This is a genomic window from Magnetospirillum sp., from assembly GCA_027532905.1.
Lineage (GTDB): Bacteria > Pseudomonadota > Alphaproteobacteria > CACIAM-22H2 > CACIAM-22H2 > Tagaea.
Window position 1 is genome coordinate 498,761 of sequence record JAPZUA010000004.1, and the last position, 16,807, is coordinate 515,567.

The 16,807-nt window shown below is 65.0% G+C and carries 15 protein-coding genes; 10 read left to right on the plus strand and 5 right to left on the minus strand.

Annotation, left to right across the window (positions count from 1 at the left end; all coding sequences use genetic code 11):
* Positions 1–4 precede the first annotated feature (4 nt).
* On the plus strand, positions 5–790 hold the full coding sequence (gene hisN, locus O9320_16295; GenBank protein MCZ8312408.1) for a histidinol-phosphatase: 786 nt from the start codon (positions 5–7) through the stop codon (positions 788–790).
* Here hisN and O9320_16300 read toward each other — a convergent pair.
* Genes O9320_16300 through xylF form a run of 4 tightly spaced genes read right to left on the minus strand, consistent with a single transcriptional unit; the run spans position 787 to position 4,648 of the window.
* Positions 787–1,536 (minus strand): SDR family NAD(P)-dependent oxidoreductase, encoded by a 750-nt coding sequence (locus tag O9320_16300; GenBank protein ID MCZ8312409.1) that lies wholly within the window; start codon positions 1,534–1,536, stop codon positions 787–789. The two genes, hisN and O9320_16300, sit on opposite strands and share 4 nt — an antisense overlap.
* On the minus strand, positions 1,533–2,309 hold the full coding sequence (locus O9320_16305) for an ATP-binding cassette domain-containing protein (protein ID MCZ8312410.1): 777 nt from the start codon (positions 2,307–2,309) through the stop codon (positions 1,533–1,535). Before O9320_16305 ends, O9320_16300 begins: the two co-directional genes overlap by 4 nt.
* Entirely contained in the window at positions 2,306–3,559 is a 1,254-nt protein-coding gene (locus O9320_16310) for a sugar ABC transporter permease (protein ID MCZ8312411.1), read from the minus strand. The genes O9320_16305 and O9320_16310 overlap by 4 nt, the downstream gene beginning before the upstream one ends.
* Before the next feature lie 24 nt (positions 3,560–3,583).
* Entirely contained in the window at positions 3,584–4,648 is a 1,065-nt protein-coding gene (xylF, locus tag O9320_16315) for a D-xylose ABC transporter substrate-binding protein (protein MCZ8312412.1), read from the minus strand.
* Positions 4,649–4,818: 170 nt separating this feature from the next.
* Here xylF and O9320_16320 point away from each other — a divergent pair, with 170 nt between their 5' ends.
* From O9320_16320 to O9320_16350, 7 genes are all read left to right on the plus strand, one after another.
* Complete coding sequence (locus O9320_16320) at positions 4,819–6,048, plus strand: ROK family protein (protein ID MCZ8312413.1); 1,230 nt, start codon at positions 4,819–4,821, stop codon at positions 6,046–6,048.
* Between the two features lie 81 nt (positions 6,049–6,129).
* Positions 6,130–7,962 (plus strand): extracellular solute-binding protein, encoded by a 1,833-nt coding sequence (locus O9320_16325; protein ID MCZ8312414.1) that lies wholly within the window; start codon positions 6,130–6,132, stop codon positions 7,960–7,962.
* Positions 7,962–9,053 carry a microcin C ABC transporter permease YejB gene (locus O9320_16330; protein ID MCZ8312415.1) on the plus strand — a complete coding sequence of 364 codons (1,092 nt, stop codon included), beginning with the start codon at positions 7,962–7,964 and terminating at the stop codon, positions 9,051–9,053. The genes O9320_16325 and O9320_16330 overlap by 1 nt, the downstream gene beginning before the upstream one ends.
* A 10-nt stretch (positions 9,054–9,063) precedes the next feature.
* Complete coding sequence (locus O9320_16335) at positions 9,064–10,104, plus strand: ABC transporter permease (GenBank protein ID MCZ8312416.1); 1,041 nt, start codon at positions 9,064–9,066, stop codon at positions 10,102–10,104.
* Complete coding sequence (locus O9320_16340) at positions 10,101–11,738, plus strand: ABC transporter ATP-binding protein (GenBank protein MCZ8312417.1); 1,638 nt, start codon at positions 10,101–10,103, stop codon at positions 11,736–11,738. Before O9320_16335 ends, O9320_16340 begins: the two co-directional genes overlap by 4 nt.
* A complete protein-coding gene (locus O9320_16345; protein ID MCZ8312418.1) occupies positions 11,735–12,664 on the plus strand; it encodes a glyoxylate/hydroxypyruvate reductase A in 930 nt (309 codons plus the stop codon). The genes O9320_16340 and O9320_16345 overlap by 4 nt, the downstream gene beginning before the upstream one ends.
* A gap of 81 nt (positions 12,665–12,745) precedes the next feature.
* A complete protein-coding gene (locus O9320_16350; protein ID MCZ8312419.1) occupies positions 12,746–13,738 on the plus strand; it encodes a hypothetical protein in 993 nt (330 codons plus the stop codon).
* Between the two features lie 17 nt (positions 13,739–13,755).
* On the opposite strand, the gene O9320_16355 is transcribed toward O9320_16350, so the two are convergent.
* On the minus strand, positions 13,756–15,165 hold the full coding sequence (locus O9320_16355) for a leucyl aminopeptidase family protein (protein ID MCZ8312420.1): 1,410 nt from the start codon (positions 15,163–15,165) through the stop codon (positions 13,756–13,758).
* A 90-nt stretch (positions 15,166–15,255) separates the two neighbouring features.
* Here O9320_16355 and O9320_16360 point away from each other — a divergent pair, with 90 nt between their 5' ends.
* On the plus strand, positions 15,256–15,918 hold the full coding sequence (locus tag O9320_16360) for a glutathione S-transferase (protein MCZ8312421.1): 663 nt from the start codon (positions 15,256–15,258) through the stop codon (positions 15,916–15,918).
* Positions 15,919–15,988: 70 nt separating this feature from the next.
* Entirely contained in the window at positions 15,989–16,807 is an 819-nt protein-coding gene (locus O9320_16365) for a hypothetical protein (GenBank protein ID MCZ8312422.1), read from the plus strand.

Here is a 16,807-nt window from a genome sequence, read left to right on the forward strand (position 1 = left end):
GTTTATGGCCGTCGACGCCGACGACATTGCGTTTGCCGGGCGCCTCGCCGATGCGGCAGCGGCCATCGTGCTGCGCTATTTCCGCACGGGCGTTGCGGTCGACGACAAAGCGGACGCTTCGCCCGTGACGGTCGCCGACCGGGCGGCCGAAGAGGCGATGCGCAACCTCATCGCCAAAGAGCGCCCGCGCGACGGCATTATCGGCGAAGAATACGGGCGCGAACGCACAGACGCGGCACGCGTGTGGGTGCTCGATCCGATCGACGGCACCAAGTCTTTCATCAGTGGGCGGCCAATGTTCGGCACGCTTGTGGGCTTGGCCGTGGACGGCGTTCCGCAATTGGGCGTGATGGATTGTGCGGCTGTGGGCGAACGCTGGACCGGCACGGTCGGCGGCGAGACCCTGCATCGCTTACGCGACGGCACGCAAAAGCCGGTGCGCACGCGAGCTTGCGCCACGCTCGACAAGGCCACGCTCTATTGTTCGTCGCCGCTGATGTTCAAAGAGAACTTCCCGGCCTTCGAGCGCGTGCGCACCCAGGTGAAGCTGCCGATGTACGGGGGCGATTGCTACGCCTACGGCCTCGTGGCCTCAGGTTACGCCGATCTCGACATCGAAGCGGGGCTCGGCATCTACGACTATGTCGCCGTAGTTCCCGTCTTGGCCGGCGCCGGCGGCTTGATGACCGACTGGCAGGGCAAGCAGCTTACGCTTGCCAGCGACGGGCGCGTAGTGGCCGCAGGCGATTCGCACGTGCATGCGGCGGCGATCGCTGCACTCGCGGGCTAGACCCAGCCGCCATCCACGATCAGCTGTTGGTTCGTGATCGCCGATGCGGCATCGGACGCCAGAAACAGAACCGTCTTGGCGATCTCGACCGGCTGAAGCTTTCGCTTCAGGCACTGGCGCTCCATGATTTCGCGCTCGCCTTCGGGTGTGAGCCATTTTTCGATCTGGCGCTGCGTCATGATCCAGCCCGGGATCACGCAATTGACTCGGATATTGTCGGCGCCGAATTCGCGCGCGAGCACGCGCGTGAGGCCGTAGGCGGCGGATTTGAGCGTGGCGTAGGCGCTCAAATCGGCCGAGCCCGACATCCACGACACCGAGCCCAGATTGACGATGGCCCCGCCGCCGACCGCCCGCATGTCCGGGATCGCGTCTTGCGCGGCGAAATAGGCGGGCTTGAGATTGACGGCGACGCGGTCGTCGAAATAGTCGGGTGTCACGTCGAGAAATTTATGGCGCTCGTCGTTGGCGGCGTTGTTCACCAGCACGGCAATCGGGCCGAATTTCGCGCGCAGATCCTTCATCGCGGCTTTCAACGCGGCGATGTCGCGCAAATCGCACTTGGCGAAGGCGACGTTGGCGCCAAGCTCTGCCGCAAGCGCCTGCGACGGCGCTTCCGCCACATCGACAAAACTCACCTTAGCGTTTTGGGCAGCGAAGGCGCGCACCGTATCGGCCCCGATGCCGGAGCCGCCGCCGGTGATGAACACATGTTTGCCCGCCAAATCGGAATAGTGCGCGCTCATGCGTCGGCACTTGCACCCGGACCGGGGATCGCCCCCGGCGGGCATTTGCCCAGAATAATCATACCCAAAACCTCGTCCTTCGTGACGTGTTCGACGCGTGCAGTACCGACCAAGCGGCCGTTTTTCATGACGCTGACCCGGTCGGCGAGATCGAACACGTCATGGATGTCGTGGCTGATAAGGAAGATACCTATACCCTGGCGCTTCAGTTCGAGCACGAGCTCGCCAACCTGTTTGGTTTCGGCCGGACCCAAAGCCGCCGTCGGCTCGTCCATGATCAGGATCTTGGCGTCGAAATAGATCGCGCGCGCGATGGCGACCGACTGGCGCTGGCCGCCCGACAAAGCGCGCACGGGCTCTTTGAAGCGGCGGAAGTGCGGGTTGAGGCGCGCCATCACTTGGCGCGTCTGCGATTCCATCGCCGCATCGTCGAGGGTGCCCCAGCGCGTGACGATCTCGCGGCCGAGGAACACATTGGCGGCGGCATCGACATTGTCGGCCAGCGCCAGCGTCTGGTAGATCGTCTCGATACCGTAGCTTTTGGCATCGCGCGGGCTCGCGATGCGTGCGGGTTGCCCGCGTACATGGATTTCGCCCGCGTCCGCCGGATAAGCGCCCGACAGAATTTTGATCAGCGTCGATTTGCCCGCCCCATTATGGCCGAGCAAGGCCACGACCTCGCCTGCATGCAAATCGACCGACACGCTATCGACGGCCTTGATGCCGCCGAAAGCAATCGAGATGTCGCGCATCTCCACGAGCGGTACGCTCATCGAATCCCCCGGCGATAAACCGTATCGACCCACACGGCAAAGACGAGCACGAGGCCGACGACGATGTTCTGCATCGGGGCATCCACGCCGAGCAGCACCATGCCCGACTGCAGCGACTGCATCACAAGCGCACCCAGCATGGCGCCTGCGATCGTTCCGAGCCCACCTGCGAGCGACGTACCGCCGATCACGGCGGCTGCAATCACGTAAAGCTCGTCGAGCGTGCCGGCGGCGTTGGTTGCGGCATTGAGGCGGGCTGTCGAGATGCACGCGGCAACGCCGCACAAAACGCCCATAAGGCCGAAGACTTTCATAAGCGTGCGACGCGTGTTCACGCCCGACAATTCGGCCGCTTCCGGATTGCCGCCGATCGCGAATACGTAGCGCCCGAAGCGCGTGCGCATCGCAAGCACGGTCATCGCAAGGCCCACGCCGAGCGCCACAAGAACCGGGACCGCGAGTCCGTGGCCAATGAAGAGCCCGCCTTCTGGGATTGCGAGGCCCTGCGCTTGCGCCAGACGCTCGGCCACGCGCGGCGGCAGGTAATAGGCGTTGGCGACGGCTACCGCCCCGACGACAGCGCCGCACGACAGAAGTGCGACCGTCGCCTCGGCCCAGGCGGGACGCACCGCAAAACCGAAACGCAGCTTGCGTTGGCGCGCAAACCACAAAGCGGCGAGAATCGCCGCACAGCCCACGGCCGCGATCGCCCACGAAAGCGGCGCGCCGATCGCCCCCTCGATGCCGCCGCCGAGTTTGCGGAACGCGCCGTCCATGGGGGCGACCGTCTGGCCTTGCGTGACCCACCAAGCGGCCCCGCGCCACACGAGCAGGCCGCCCAGCGTGACGATGAAAGAGGGAATGCCGAGATAGGCGATGAGCGAACCCTGGAGCAACCCGATCGCCCCACCCGCGACGATCGCCGCCGCGACCGCAATGAGCCAGGTGGCCGGATGTTCGAGCCCGAGGAGCTCGGGCAGCAGGCGCGCTTGCAGCACGCCCACGAGCATGCCGACAAAACCGAGAATGGCGCCGACGGAGAGATCGATATTGCGCGTGACGATGATCAGAACCATGCCGCACGCCATGACCGCGATGGAGGCGGTCTGCACCGACAGGTTCCAGAGATTGCGCGGCGTGAGGAAGGCGCCGCCCGACAGAAGATCGAAGCCGATCCAGATGGCGGCGAGTGCGCCCAACATGCCCACCAGCCGCGGATCGATTTCAAGTGCGCGCAGCTGGCGGGTCATGCGGGAGAGGTCGGACTTAGAGGCTCAGTTGCAGGCCGCGACGCGACCAGCAGGGACGCCTTGGCAAACGGCCGCCTTGGTGGCCCAACCCGCATCGATCACGACGCCGAGATTGGCGGCCGTCACCGGCACGGGGCGCAGGAAGATCGAATGCATGTTGGCCTTGTTGGGCCCCTGGTTCCAAACCATCGAACCCGGGATTTCGGCGAGTTTCTTGCCGCTGGCCAATTGCACCGCGATTTCGGCCGCCGTGCGGCCAAGCTCGCGCGCATCCTTCCAGATCGTCACCGTCTGCGTGCCGAGGGCCACGCGGTTGAGCGCCGCACGGTCCGCATCCTGGCCCGACACAGGCACCGAGCCTGCGAGACCTTGTGCGGCCAGAGCTGCGATCGCACCGCCGCCCGTACCGTCGTTGGCCGCGACAACGGCGTCGACCTTGTTCTGGTTGCGCGTGAGGAACTGTTCCATGTTGCGCTGGGCGTTGGCGGGCAGCCAACCGTCGGTGAAGGCTTCGCCGACATTCTTGATCTTGCCCGAGTCGATATGCGGCTTCAGGATCTCCATCGAACCCTGGAACAGGAAATTGGCGTTGGGATCCGCGCCCGAGCCCTTGATGAACACATAGTTGCCCTCGGGCTTCGCCTTCAGCACTTCGCGCGCCATCATGCGGCCGACTTCGACATTGTCGAAAGTGAGGTAGAACACGTTCGGATTTTCGATGAGGCGGTCGTAGCCGACGACGGCAATGCCTTCATTGACGGCCTTCTCGACCGCCGGGCGCACGGCTTGCGCATCTTGCGCCAGCACGATCAGCGCCTTGGCGCCGCGCGAAATCAGGCTTTCGATGTCGGTCAGCTGCTTGGCGGGCGAGGATTGCGCATCGGCCGAAAGATACGTGCCGCCCGCACGCTCGATCGCGGTCTTCATGGCCGCCTCGTCGGTCTTCCAGCGTTCTTCCTGGAAGTTCGACCAGCTCACGCCGATCACCGGGCCGCGCGCTTGCGCGAAGACCGTGCCCGAAACCGTGAGCGAGGCCGCAACCATGCCTGCGGCGAGCAAATGACGACGGTTCATTGTGAAGCGTTGCATTGCGCGTTCCTCCCGTTTTGATTGTTCTGCAAGCTTGGTGCTTGCGTTGGCCCCATTCAGCGACAGCGCAAGCCGCTTGTCAATTTTTATTTTTTGCATAGAATAAAAGATTGGGTGTTCTAGGGGAAACACGTAAGAAAATTACAAAAATTACGCGTGATTGGGAGAAAATGGTCGAGTTTAGTTCGGCTTACGAAGAAAATTTGGCGCGTCTGCGGCCCGAACGCTTGGTGCTTAGCCATTTGCGCCAGTTCGGGGCGACCGCGCGCGCCGATTTGGCGCGCCAATTGGGGTTGAGCCCGGCGACGGTGTCGGCGGCCACGGCCGCTCTTGCCGTGCGCGGCGTGCTGCGCGAGGTCGCAGACGACGAAATCCCGCCCCAAACCCTGCCCGTGCGCAATATCCGCGGCCGGCCGTCGGTGCGCCTCGACTTTGCCGCCGACGCCGGCACCGTTGCGAGCCTTCGCGTGGGCTATGCGCGCGCGGAACTCGCCCTTGCCGATGCACAAGGCAGCTTGCGCGCCCCCGTGATCGAAGATCTTGTTTTGCGCGGGCGCAGTGCGGACGAAGTGTGTGCGACCCTCGCCGCTTTCGTCGACCGCGCTTTGGCGGCGTTGCGCGCCCCACGCATCGATGCGCTCGCCGTCGCGTTCCAAGGCTTCGTCGATGCCGAGCGCGGCGTTGTGGTGTGGAGCCCCGTGCTCGATTGCCGCGATGTGAGCCTCGCGGCGTCGTTGCGCGCGCATTTGGAGTGCCCGGTTGCGGTCGAAAACGACGCGGGTGCTTTGGCGCTGAGCTTGGCGCAGCGCGACCGGCGCTACGCGCGCGGGCGCACGGCGGCGATTTTGCTGGGCGAAGGCGTGGGGCTCGGCCTGCTGTTCGACGGCAAGCTCTATCGCGGCGTGCGCGCGGGCGGCAGCGAATACGGCCATATCCGCATCGGCGCGCACGGGCCGCAATGCCGCTGCGGGGCGCGCGGCTGCATCGAGGCCTCGATCGCCGACTACGCGCTCTATCGCGACGTGCGCCTCGCCCTCGGCACACCTGCGGCCGCCCCGGCCGACGAAGCCGAGATGGCCGAACTCGTCGCCCTCGCCGCCGCTGGCAATGCGCGCGCGGCCGCCGTGTTCGACGGGGCAGCCCAAGTGCTCGCCGAGGGTGTATCGATCCTGCTGCAATTGCTGCAGCCCGAAAACGTCGTCGTGGCAGGCCCTGGCGTGCGCGCACGCGCCCTGCTCGAGCCCGCCTTGCGCCGCCATCTCGCCCAGCTCGCCACTCCGGGAATACTCGATCATACGACTGTGGAATTCGCCGATTTCGAGCCCGTGCAGTTCCTAGCGGGCGCTTTGCGCCGCGGCCTTGAAATGCTCGACGATTCGCTGGCCGCCCGCAGCCCTTAAGCCCCCTTGTTTCTTCGCATTGGTTGAAGCCAAAATCGGGCTATTGTCTGTCCCCGACCCCCCTGGATTTGGACAAAACCCATGCGCGCCGCTGCCGTTGCTGTTTTTGCCCTGCTGCTTGGCCTGCCCGCTGCCGCCCAGACGCTGGCACCGGGGACGGGCCCCAAACACGCGATCGCCATGCATGGCGACATCAAATATCCGGCCGGGTTCGCCAATTTCCAGTACGTGAACCCGAATGCGCCCAAAGGCGGCGAGGCGCGCCTGCACGCGATCGGCAGCTTCGACAATTTCAATCCCTGGATCATCCGCGGCCTCGCCGCGGGCTCGGTCGGCCTCACCGTCGAATCGATGATGGCGAGCTCGGACGACGAGCCCTTCACGATGTACTGCCTCGTCTGCATGACGGTCGAAACACCGGCCGACCGTTCGTGGGTCGAGTTCGAATTGAACCCCCAAGCCCGCTTCCACGACGGCTCGCCGATCGAGCCGGAAGACGCGATCTGGACCTTCGAAACGCTGAAAGCCAAGGGTCGGCCCTTCTACCGCGCCTACTATGCCGACGTGGTGCGCGCCGAAAAAACGGGGCCGCGCAAAGTGCGCTTCGTTTTCCGCAACGGCGAGAACCGCGAGTTGGCGCTGATCGTCGGCCAGATCCCGATCCTGTCGCGCAAGTGGTGGGAGGGCAAAGATTTCGACCGGCCGCTTGGCGAGCCGCCGCTGGGCTCGGGCCCCTATCGCATCGAAAGCTTCGAGATGGGCCGCACGGTCACCTTGCGGCGCGTCGCCGACTATTGGGGCCGCGATCTCGGCCTCAATCGCGGCCGGCACAATTTCGACACGCTGCGCACCGAATGGTTCCGCGACCCGACCGTGGCGCACGAAGCGTTCCTTGCGGGGGCCTTCGACCTCAAGCTCGAGAACATCGCGCGCCAATGGGCGCAAGGCTACGAAACGCCTGCCTTGCGCGACGGGCTGTTGCGAAAAATCGAAATCGCCGAATCGCGCGTGGCCGGCATGCAGGCGCTGGCCATGAATGCGCGGCGCAAACCGTTCGACGATCGGCGCGTGCGCCAAGCGCTCGCCCACGCGTTCGATTTCGAATGGTCGAACAAGAACCTGTTTTTCGACGCCTATGTGCGCACGCGCAGCTATTTCGACAATTCCGAACTTGCCGCGCGCGGCCTGCCGCAGGGCGAGGAACTCGCCATTCTCGAGCGCCTGCGCAGCAAACTGCCGCCCGAGATATTCACGACCGAGTACAATCCGCCCAAGACCGACGGCAGCGGCAATATCCGCGACGGTTTGCGCGAAGCGACCCGCCTGCTGCGCGAGGCGGGCTGGCGCATCGACAACCAGCGCCTCGTGGACGCAAGCGGCAAGCAGATGGAGTTCGAAATCCTGATCCATCAGGGCCAAGGCGGCTTCGAGCGCGTGATCGGGCCGTTCATCGCGAACCTCAAGCGCCTCGGCATCGAAGCGCGCCTGCGCAATATCGACGTGGCGCAGTACCAGAACCGCACCGACGATTTCGATTTCGACATGATCGTCTCGGGCTGGGGCCAGGCGGAGTCGCCCGGCAACGAACAGCGCGACTATTGGACGTCGGCCAAGGCAGACCAAAAAGGCTCGCGCAATCTCGTGGGCATCAAGGATGCGGCGATCGACGAACTCGTCGAATTGCTGATTGCAGCGCCCGACCGCGAAAGCCTGATCCAGCGCACGCGCGCACTCGACCGCACCCTGCAATGGGGCCATTGGGTGATCCCCAACTGGTACACCGACAAGGACCGCGTCGCGGCGTGGGACAAGTTCGGCATGCCCGCGAGCACGCCCAAGAGCGGCTTCGATCTCAGCGTCTGGTGGCTCGACGCGGCCAAGGACGCAAATCTGCGCGCGCGTCGCGGCCGCTGATGCTCGGCTACCTGTTCCGCCGCCTGCTGCTGATCGTGCCGACGTTGCTCGGCATCATGATCGTGAATTTCGCGATCATCCAGGCAGCACCCGGCGGCCCGATCGACGTGGTGCTGGCCGAACTGCGCGGCGTTTCGACCGATCCCACGCAGCGCATTACGGGCGGAGCGGGCGGGGAAGTGCAGGCGCGCGAACAAAGTTCGGGCGAAGGGCGCTATCGCGGCGCCCAAGGTATTGATCCCGCCTTCCTCAAGGAGCTCGAGCGCGAATTCGGCTTCGACAAGCCGCCGATCGAGCGCTTCCTCAATATGCTCGTCAAATACGCGACGTTCGATTTTGGGCGCTCGTTTTTCAAAGACCGACCCGTCGTCGATCTGGTACTCGAGAAAATGCCGGTCTCGATCTCGCTGGGGCTGTGGACCACGCTCATCGTCTATTTCGTGTCGATTCCGCTCGGCATTCGCAAAGCCGTCAAAGACGGTTCGCGCTTCGACGTGTGGACGTCGGGCGTTATCATCGTCGGCTACGCGATCCCGAGCTTTCTGTTTGCCGTTCTGCTGATCGTGCTGTTCGCGGGCGGGCGTTTTTTCGACCTGTTCCCGCTGCGCGGGCTCGTGTCCGACGGGTTCGACGGATTCCCGTGGTGGCGCCAGGTGCTCGACTATCTGTGGCACATGGCGCTCCCAGTTTTCGCGATGACGATCGGCGGCTTTGCGAGCCTCACCATGCTCACCAAAAACTCGTTCCTCGACGAGATCGGCAAACAATACGTGGTGACGGCGCGCGCCAAGGGTTTGAGCGAGCGCCGCGTGCTCTACGGGCACGTGTTCCGCAACGCGATGCTGATCGTGATCGCAGGGTTTCCGGCGGCGTTCGTGTCGATCTTCTTCACGGGCTCGCTGCTGATCGAGATCATCTTCTCGCTCGACGGGCTCGGCCTGCTCGGCTTCGAGGCCGCGATCAACCGCGACTATCCGCTGATGTTCGCAACCCTTTATTTTTTCACGCTGCTGGGCCTCGTGATGAAGATTGTGTCGGACGTCGCCTACACGGCCGTCGATCCGCGCATCGATTTCGAGCGTCGGTCGTGAGCTTGCCCGTATGAAGTTAAGCGAACTCAATCGGCGTCGGCTCGCCAATTTCCGCGCCAATCGGCGCGGCTTCTGGTCGCTGTGGATTTTCTTGGCACTGTTCGGCCTGTCGCTGGCAAGCGAGCTTGTCGCCAACGACAATCCGATCCTTGTGCGCTACGACGGTGCGTTCTTCGTGCCGTTCGCCAAAAACTATCCCGAGACAGCGTTCGGCGGCGAATTCGAGACCGAGGCCGATTATCGCGACCCGGCTGTCGTCGAACTGATCGAGGCCAAAGGCTGGATCCTGTGGCCGCCGATCCGCTTCTCCTACCGCACGGTCAATCTCGATCTGCCGGTCCCGGCACCCGCCCCGCCCTCGGCCGAAAACTGGCTTGGCACCGACGATCAGGGCCGCGACGTGGTCGCACGCCTGCTCTACGGCTTTCGCATCTCGGTGCTGTTCGGCCTTACGCTGACGGTGCTGTCTTCGGTCGTGGGCGTGATCGCAGGGGCCGTGCAAGGCTATTACGGCGGCTGGGTCGATCTTGCGTTCCAGCGTTTCATCGAAATCTGGGACGGGCTGCCGCAGCTTTACATGCTGATCATCTTGGCTGCGTTCGTGGAGCCGAATTTTTGGTGGCTCTTGAGCTTGCTACTGCTGTTCCAATGGATGGGGCTTGTGGGCGTGGTGCGCGCCGAGTTTTTACGCGCGCGCAATTTCGACTATGTGCGTGCGGCCCGCGCATTGGGGGCGGGCGATGCCGTGATCATGTATCGCCATGTGCTCCCCAATGCGATGGTGGCCACGCTTACATTTATGCCATTCATCCTGTCGGGCTCGGTCGTCGCACTCACCTCGCTCGATTTCCTCGGCTTCGGCCTGCCGCCGGGTTCGGCGTCGCTGGGCGAACTGCTGGCGCAGGGCAAATCCAACGTCAACGCGCCGTGGCTCGGCCTCACAGCGTTCTTGACGCTGGCGATCCTGTTGTCGCTGCTCGTATTCATCGGCGAGGCGGTGCGCGACGCCTTCGACCCGCGCAAAACCTTCCGCGTCGAGCTCGACACATGACCGAACAAGCTTTGCTTTCCGTGCGCGATTTGAGCGTTGTGTTCGGGGCCGGCAAGCGCGCACCCGTCGTTGCGGTCGACCGCGTGTCGTTCGAGATCGCGCGCGGGGAGACGCTGGCCCTCGTCGGCGAATCGGGCTCGGGCAAATCGGTCACCGCACTTTCGATTTTGCAATTGCTGCCGTATCCGGCAGCAAGCCATCCGTCGCCTTCGTCGGTGCGCTTTGCCGGAACCGAGCTTGTGGGGGCGAGCGAACAGGATTTGCGCGCCGTGCGCGGCAACCGCATTTCGATGATTTTCCAGGAGCCGATGACGAGCCTCAATCCGCTCCACACGATCGAAAAACAGATCGGCGAAGCGCTGCTGCTGCACAAGGGCCTTACAGGGGCACCGGCGCGCGCGCGCATCGTCGAACTCCTCAAGCTCGTGGGCTTGGGGGCGCAGGCCGAAAAGCGGCTCGACGCCTATCCGCACCAATTGTCGGGCGGCCAGCGCCAGCGCGTGATGATCGCAATGGCGCTTGCCAACGAGCCCGACCTGCTGATCGCCGACGAACCCACCACGGCCGTCGACGTGACGATCCAAGCCCAGCTTCTCGTGCTGCTCAAGGATCTGCAAGCCAAGCTCGGCATGGCGATGCTGTTCATCACGCACGATCTCGGCATCGTGCGCAAACTCGCCCATCGCGTGTGCGTGATGCAGAGGGGCCGCATCGTCGAAACGGGCCCGACCGCGACGGTGTTCGGCAAGCCGCAGCACGAATACACGCGCCATCTGCTCGCAGCCGAGCCCAAGGGCAAGGCCGGCGCGCGCGATCCCAACGCGCCAGAGATTCTGCGCGCCGAAAACGTCAAAGTCTGGTTCCCGATCAAGTCGGGCTTCCTGCGGCGCGTCACGGGCCATGTCAAAGCCGTGGACGGGGTGAGCTTCACGCTCAAAGCCGGACACACGCTGGGCGTGGTCGGCGAATCGGGCTCGGGGAAGACCACGCTGGGCCTGGCCTTGCTGCGCCTGACGCGTGCGGAGGGCCGCATCGTGTTCGGCGGCCAGGATCTGGCGAGCCTGTCGGCGCATGCCTTGCGCCCGCTGCGCCGCGAAATGCAGATCGTGTTCCAGGACCCTTACGGTTCTTTGAGCCCGCGCATGTCGGTCGCCGAGATCGTCGCCGAGGGGCTCAAAATCCACGGCATTGGCGACGCCGCCGCGCGCGATGCCGCCGTCGTCGCGGCCCTTGAAGAAGTGCGCCTCGATCCGGCGACGCGCCATCGCTTTCCGCACGAGTTTTCGGGCGGCCAGCGCCAGCGCATCGCGATCGCGCGCGCCCTCGTGCTGAAACCCAAATTCCTGGTGCTCGACGAGCCGACTTCGGCCCTCGACATGTCGGTGCAGGCGCAGATCGTCGATCTGCTGCGCGAATTGCAGGACCGCCACAAGCTCGCCTATCTGTTCATCAGCCATGATCTCAAAGTCGTGCGCGCCCTCGCCGACGAGGTCATGGTGATGAAGGACGGTGCCGTGGTCGAACACGGACCTTCCGCGCACATCTTCGAGGCACCGCAAATGCCTTATACCCGCGCCCTCATTGCCGCCGCCTTCGCCCACGACGTCATCGCCCACGAAGGGGCACGCATATGAAGCTCCTGTTTATGTCCGGCAGCGACCGATTTGCGGCGTGGCACACGGTGCTGGCCGATCTCGCACCCGAGATCGAGCTTGTCGATGCGAACGCCCCGCACGATCCCGACGACATCGAATTCGCCCTCGTCTGGCAATACCCGCCGGGCGCGCTCAAGCGCTATCGCAATTTGCGACTCGTCTCCTCGCTCGGTGCCGGCATCGACCATCTGCTGCGCGATCCCGAATTTCCTTTGGGCGTGCCGTTCGTGCGGCTCGTCGATCCGACGCTGACCTCGGGCATGGTCGAATATGCGCTGGCGGCGACGCTGCGCTACCACCGCCAGATGGTCGAATACGCAGGCTTCCAGGCCCAGGCGCAATGGCACCCGCTGCCGGCACCCACCACGGCGCAGCGGCGCGTGGGCGTGGCGGGGGTCGGCGAAATCGGCGGGGCAGTGGCGCGCGCCATTGCCGGCCTCGGCTTCGACGTGGCCGGCTGGTCCAGGCGCGCCAAAACCGAGCTGCCGTTTCCGGTCTTTGCTGGCATCGACGGCTGGAAACCCTTTTTGGCGCGCACCGATATTCTGATCTGCGTTCTGCCCTTGACCGAGGCCACGCGCGGCCTGCTGGACGCCGTGTGCTTCGCAGCATTGCCGCCGGGGGCCTTCGTCGTGAACATCGCGCGCGGCAAACATGTGGTGGCAGCCGACCTGCTGGCAGCGCTGGACTCAGGCCATCTGGCGCACGCGACGCTCGACGTGACCGACCCCGAACCGCTGCCCGGCGACCACCCGTTCTGGCGCCATCCCAAGATCACGCTGACCCCCCATATCGCGAGCCTCACCGACCCGCGTACGGCCGCCCCCCAGGTGGTGGCAAATATCCGCAATTGTCTGGCGGGTAAGCCATTGGCCAACGTCGTGGACCGCGCGAACGGGTACTGAACCCCTTCTTATCGACACCATTGTAGTATCGGCGTTTCAAGGCTATATGCAGGGGTCGCATCGACCCCGTTCCCAGGCGCCATGACCGAACCAGCAGCCGTCAAAGCCGAAGTTCCAGCCGAACTTCCCCCACCCAAAAAGGCCGACAAGTCGAAGACATTCAGCTTCGACCACGCGGTCTTTCAGGTGAAGGGGGCGTATTTCGGCTTCGGCAAGGACGGCGATTCGGTCTGCTTGCATGTGCCGCTGGGCGACATCATGGCCGCCTTGCCGATGGACGCGGTCAAGATCCAGTTCCAGATCCCCAAAGACAGCGAAGACGCCGCCCTCCTCGAAGTCGTCGAGAAATCGATGAAGTTCGTGAAGCGCATCGTGCCCGGCGATTCGATCCCGGCCGAAATTCTCGACGGCACGGCCTCGTGGCGCGTCGAGCCGCACCATATCGCGCGCGCCAATGCGCGCATCTCGCTGCAGATCATCAGCTGGATGTCGGGCAAGCCCATCGAAGTCGGCGACTCGCACGAGCTCGAAGGTTTGGCCAACAATCCCGAGACCAAAAAGAAGGTCCAGGAAGCGTTCGAACTGCTGGCCGAACGTCTGGGCTTGGGGCGCGCCAACAAGAACCAGATCGTCGAGATGATCGAGCAGCTCGCGCGCGAGACTTCGTACATCGAAGCGCTGCGCGAACGCTTCGGCAAGATCCAGAAGATCGCCAACGGCTTCAACGTGCTGTTCGCCGCCTACAAGCGCGAACGCGGCGTGCAGGACGAAATCGGCCGCTGCCGCATCCTGATGAAGAAGCCGGTCGAGGACATTTCCGGCATTTTCCTGCAGGTCGACGCCAACACGGGCGAAGTGTTCAACGCGCTGAAGCGCCTGCGCGAGACGATCAGCTACATCCGCAACAAGCGCGACGAACTGCATCTGCGCTTCATGCTGTGGGACGACATCATCGTGGCCTGGGACAACGTGCCGCTCGAGCGCGACGGCCGCGTCGACAAGCTCGTGCGCATCACCTACCGCTTCGTCGCCCGCCACTTCCCGCAAGACTCCGAATGGAGCCTCACGCGCTGAAGGCGTACGGGCGCGCCTTACGGCGCGTAGCGCTCCTTGAGCACGGCGAAGGCGGCGCGCAGGCCCTGCATCATCGCCCCTTCGGGCCTTCCGGCGCGCGGCCACGGGGTCCAGGCCACAACGTCGAAATGCGCCCACGCGGCACCGCGCGGCACGAAATCCTGCAGGAACAACGCCGCGATGATCGCCCCGCCGAACGGGCCGTCCGAGACGTTGTTCATGTCGGCGATTTTGCTGTCGATGCGGCTGCGATAGGGTTTCCACAGCGGCATGCGCCAGGCCGGATCGTCGTTGGCAATGCCGGCCGCCAGCAAGGCGCCGCACAGCGCGTCGTCGTTGGCGAACAAGGCCGGCAGATCGGGGCCCAGCGCCACGCGCGCCGCCCCCGTGAGGGTGGCAAAATCGAGCATCAGTTCCGGCTTTTCCTCGCCCGCGCGCGCGAACGCGTCGGCAAGGATCAAGCGGCCTTCGGCGTCCGTATGGCCGATTTCGACCGTCTTGCCGGCCTTCGAGCGGATGATGTCGAGCGGGCGCACGGCATTGCCCGAGATGCTGTTCTCGACCGCCGGCACCAGCACCTGCAGGCGCAGCTTGAGCTTGGCTTCGACCACGAGGCGGGCGAGGGCCAGCACATGGGCGGCCCCGCCCATATCTTTTTTCATGAGCTTCATGCCGGCGTCGGGCTTGATGCCGAGGCCGCCTGTGTCGAAGCACACGCCCTTGCCGACCAGCGCCACGCGCGGATGCGACGGATCGCCCCAGCCAAGCTCGATCAGCCTCGGTGCGCGCGATGCCGCACGCCCGACCGCATGGATGAGGTTGTAGCCTTGTGCACGCAAGGCTTCGCCCTCGACCACGCTTGCGGTCATGCCGAGCTCTTCGGCCATCGCAAGGGCCGCTTGCGCCAGATCGTCCGGCCCCATCTCTTCGGCCGGCGTGTTGATGAGGTCGCGCGCAAACCCGTCGGCGCGCACGAAGCTTTGCACCGCCCTGCGGTCGGCAAGCGCAGGCCACACCAAGCTGGCGGGGCTGCGCGGCGCTTTTTTGTAGCGGTCAAACACGTAGCTGCCGATCCCCCAGGCCATCGCGATGCGTGTGGCCGCCGCTTGCGTCGCGGGCTCGGGATCGAGCCGGTAGCTGCCGGCCGGTAGCGTCAGCGGCAAGCCCGCATAGCCCCACATCCAACCGCCCGACCCATCGCCCGCATCGTCGGCAGCCACACCCGCCACAATGCGCGCGACGCGCCCGTCGGGGCCCGGCAGCGCCAGATGCGTGCCGCTTGCAGCAACAAAGCCGTTCTGTTCGGCAAAGCGGCGATGCGGGGCCGACAGCGACTTGGCGTATTTAGGCCATTCGGCCTTGGCAAGAACGGTCAGGCGGATCGTGTCGGCAAGGGCCTTGGGGCGAAACGACAGGCGCGCAGGCATTGCGGTTCCTTTGGCTGCTAGCGGGATTTTTCGAGCTTGCCCCAAAGCGGCACTCCTGGAAAGCTTGGGCTTCACGAAAGGATATCGACGATGACCGACGCTACGCTGATCCTCGGCAACAAGGCCTATTCCTCGTGGTCGCTGCGCGGATGGCTCATGTGCAAAATCGCCAGCCTCGATTTTGCGGAAGCGATCCACGACATGGGGGCCGACGATTGGAAAGCGTGGGTTGCCAAGCGCAGCCCGTCCGGCAAAGTGCCGTGCCTGCTCATGGACGGGGCGACGATTTGGGAGTCGCTGGCGATCGGCGAGCATCTGGCCGAGCGCAACCCGGCCGCATTCTATCCCGCCGATCCGATCGCACGCGCGCATGCACGCGCCATCGCGAGCGAAATGCACGCAGGTTTCGCCGAGCTGCGCAAAGCCATGTGGATGAATGTGCGCCGCCGTTTTCCGGGCAAACGTCGCACCGAGGGGGCGCTTGCCGACATCGCGCGCATCGAAAATATCTGGAGCGAAACGCGCCAGCGCTTCGGTGCCGGCGGCCCGTATTTGTTCGGCGCGCAGTTCGGCCTTGCGGATGCGATGTATGCGCCTGTCGTGGCGCGCTTCCATACATGGGCGCCCGACTTGTCGGCAGCCTCCCGAAGCTATGCCGACGCGGTGTGGCAGCATCCTTTTATGCGCGAATGGATCGCGGCGGCCGAGGCCGAATCGTGGGTGGTGGCGCGCTACGAAGACCCGGACATCTAGCGCGCAGCCGCACCTACACGCGCGCGCGGATTGGGTATAGGATGTTGGATCGGAGGGACCAGAAACGGCCATGACGCTCGAAACCGCATCGCGCCCCGAGACCGGAACGCCGCCGCCGCTGCAATTCGGCCTGCCGCATGACGGGCTCATTCTGCGCGTGCCGAGCAGCGGGCAAGGGCTGAGCGACCTCGTGTGGCTCGCGATCGTGGTCGCAACCTTGATCGCCACAACCGGTTCGGCGATTGCGGCGGCGGGCGCTTTGGGGGCGGTTGCGAGCCTCGTGTTCGGCGCCGTCGTGGCGGGTTTTGCCGCGCGCTATTGGCGCCGCCACTACGGCGCGCGCGCGCATGTGACGATCGACCGGGCCGGCATCCACGATGCCGCGGCAGGTTTGCCGCCGCTCGAATGGACCGAAATCGAATCGCTCGAAGCCGTACCCAACGCCGCCGGCGTGCTGGGGCTCTATGCGCGCCTCACGCCGGATGCCAATCGCCGTCGCTTTGCGGGCCTCGCGGGCCTGCTGCGCGTGGGCCTGTCGGCGCAAGCCCAGGCGGGCGTGATGCTCGAGGGGACGAGTGCGGACCGCCTGCCCATCCCGCTCGAATATCTGATCCTGCAGCTGCGCGCGCGGGGTGCCCCCGTGCGGGCACCCGCCGCCGATTTCGACCCGTTCGCCTGGGATGCGCGCTGGCTCCCCGCACCGGTTGCGGCAGGCCTCGTCGCCGGGCGCTTGGGCAAGCGCGCGCGGCCCTTTGCCGCGCACAATCTCGACCTTGCGCGCACGCGCGGCCAGCTCGCCGGTGTGCGCCATTGGCAAAGCGTTTTGGCCGAACTGCGCAAGGCCGAAGGCCTGCCGGCCGACGCTGCCGAAGACGGCGACGAGATCTAG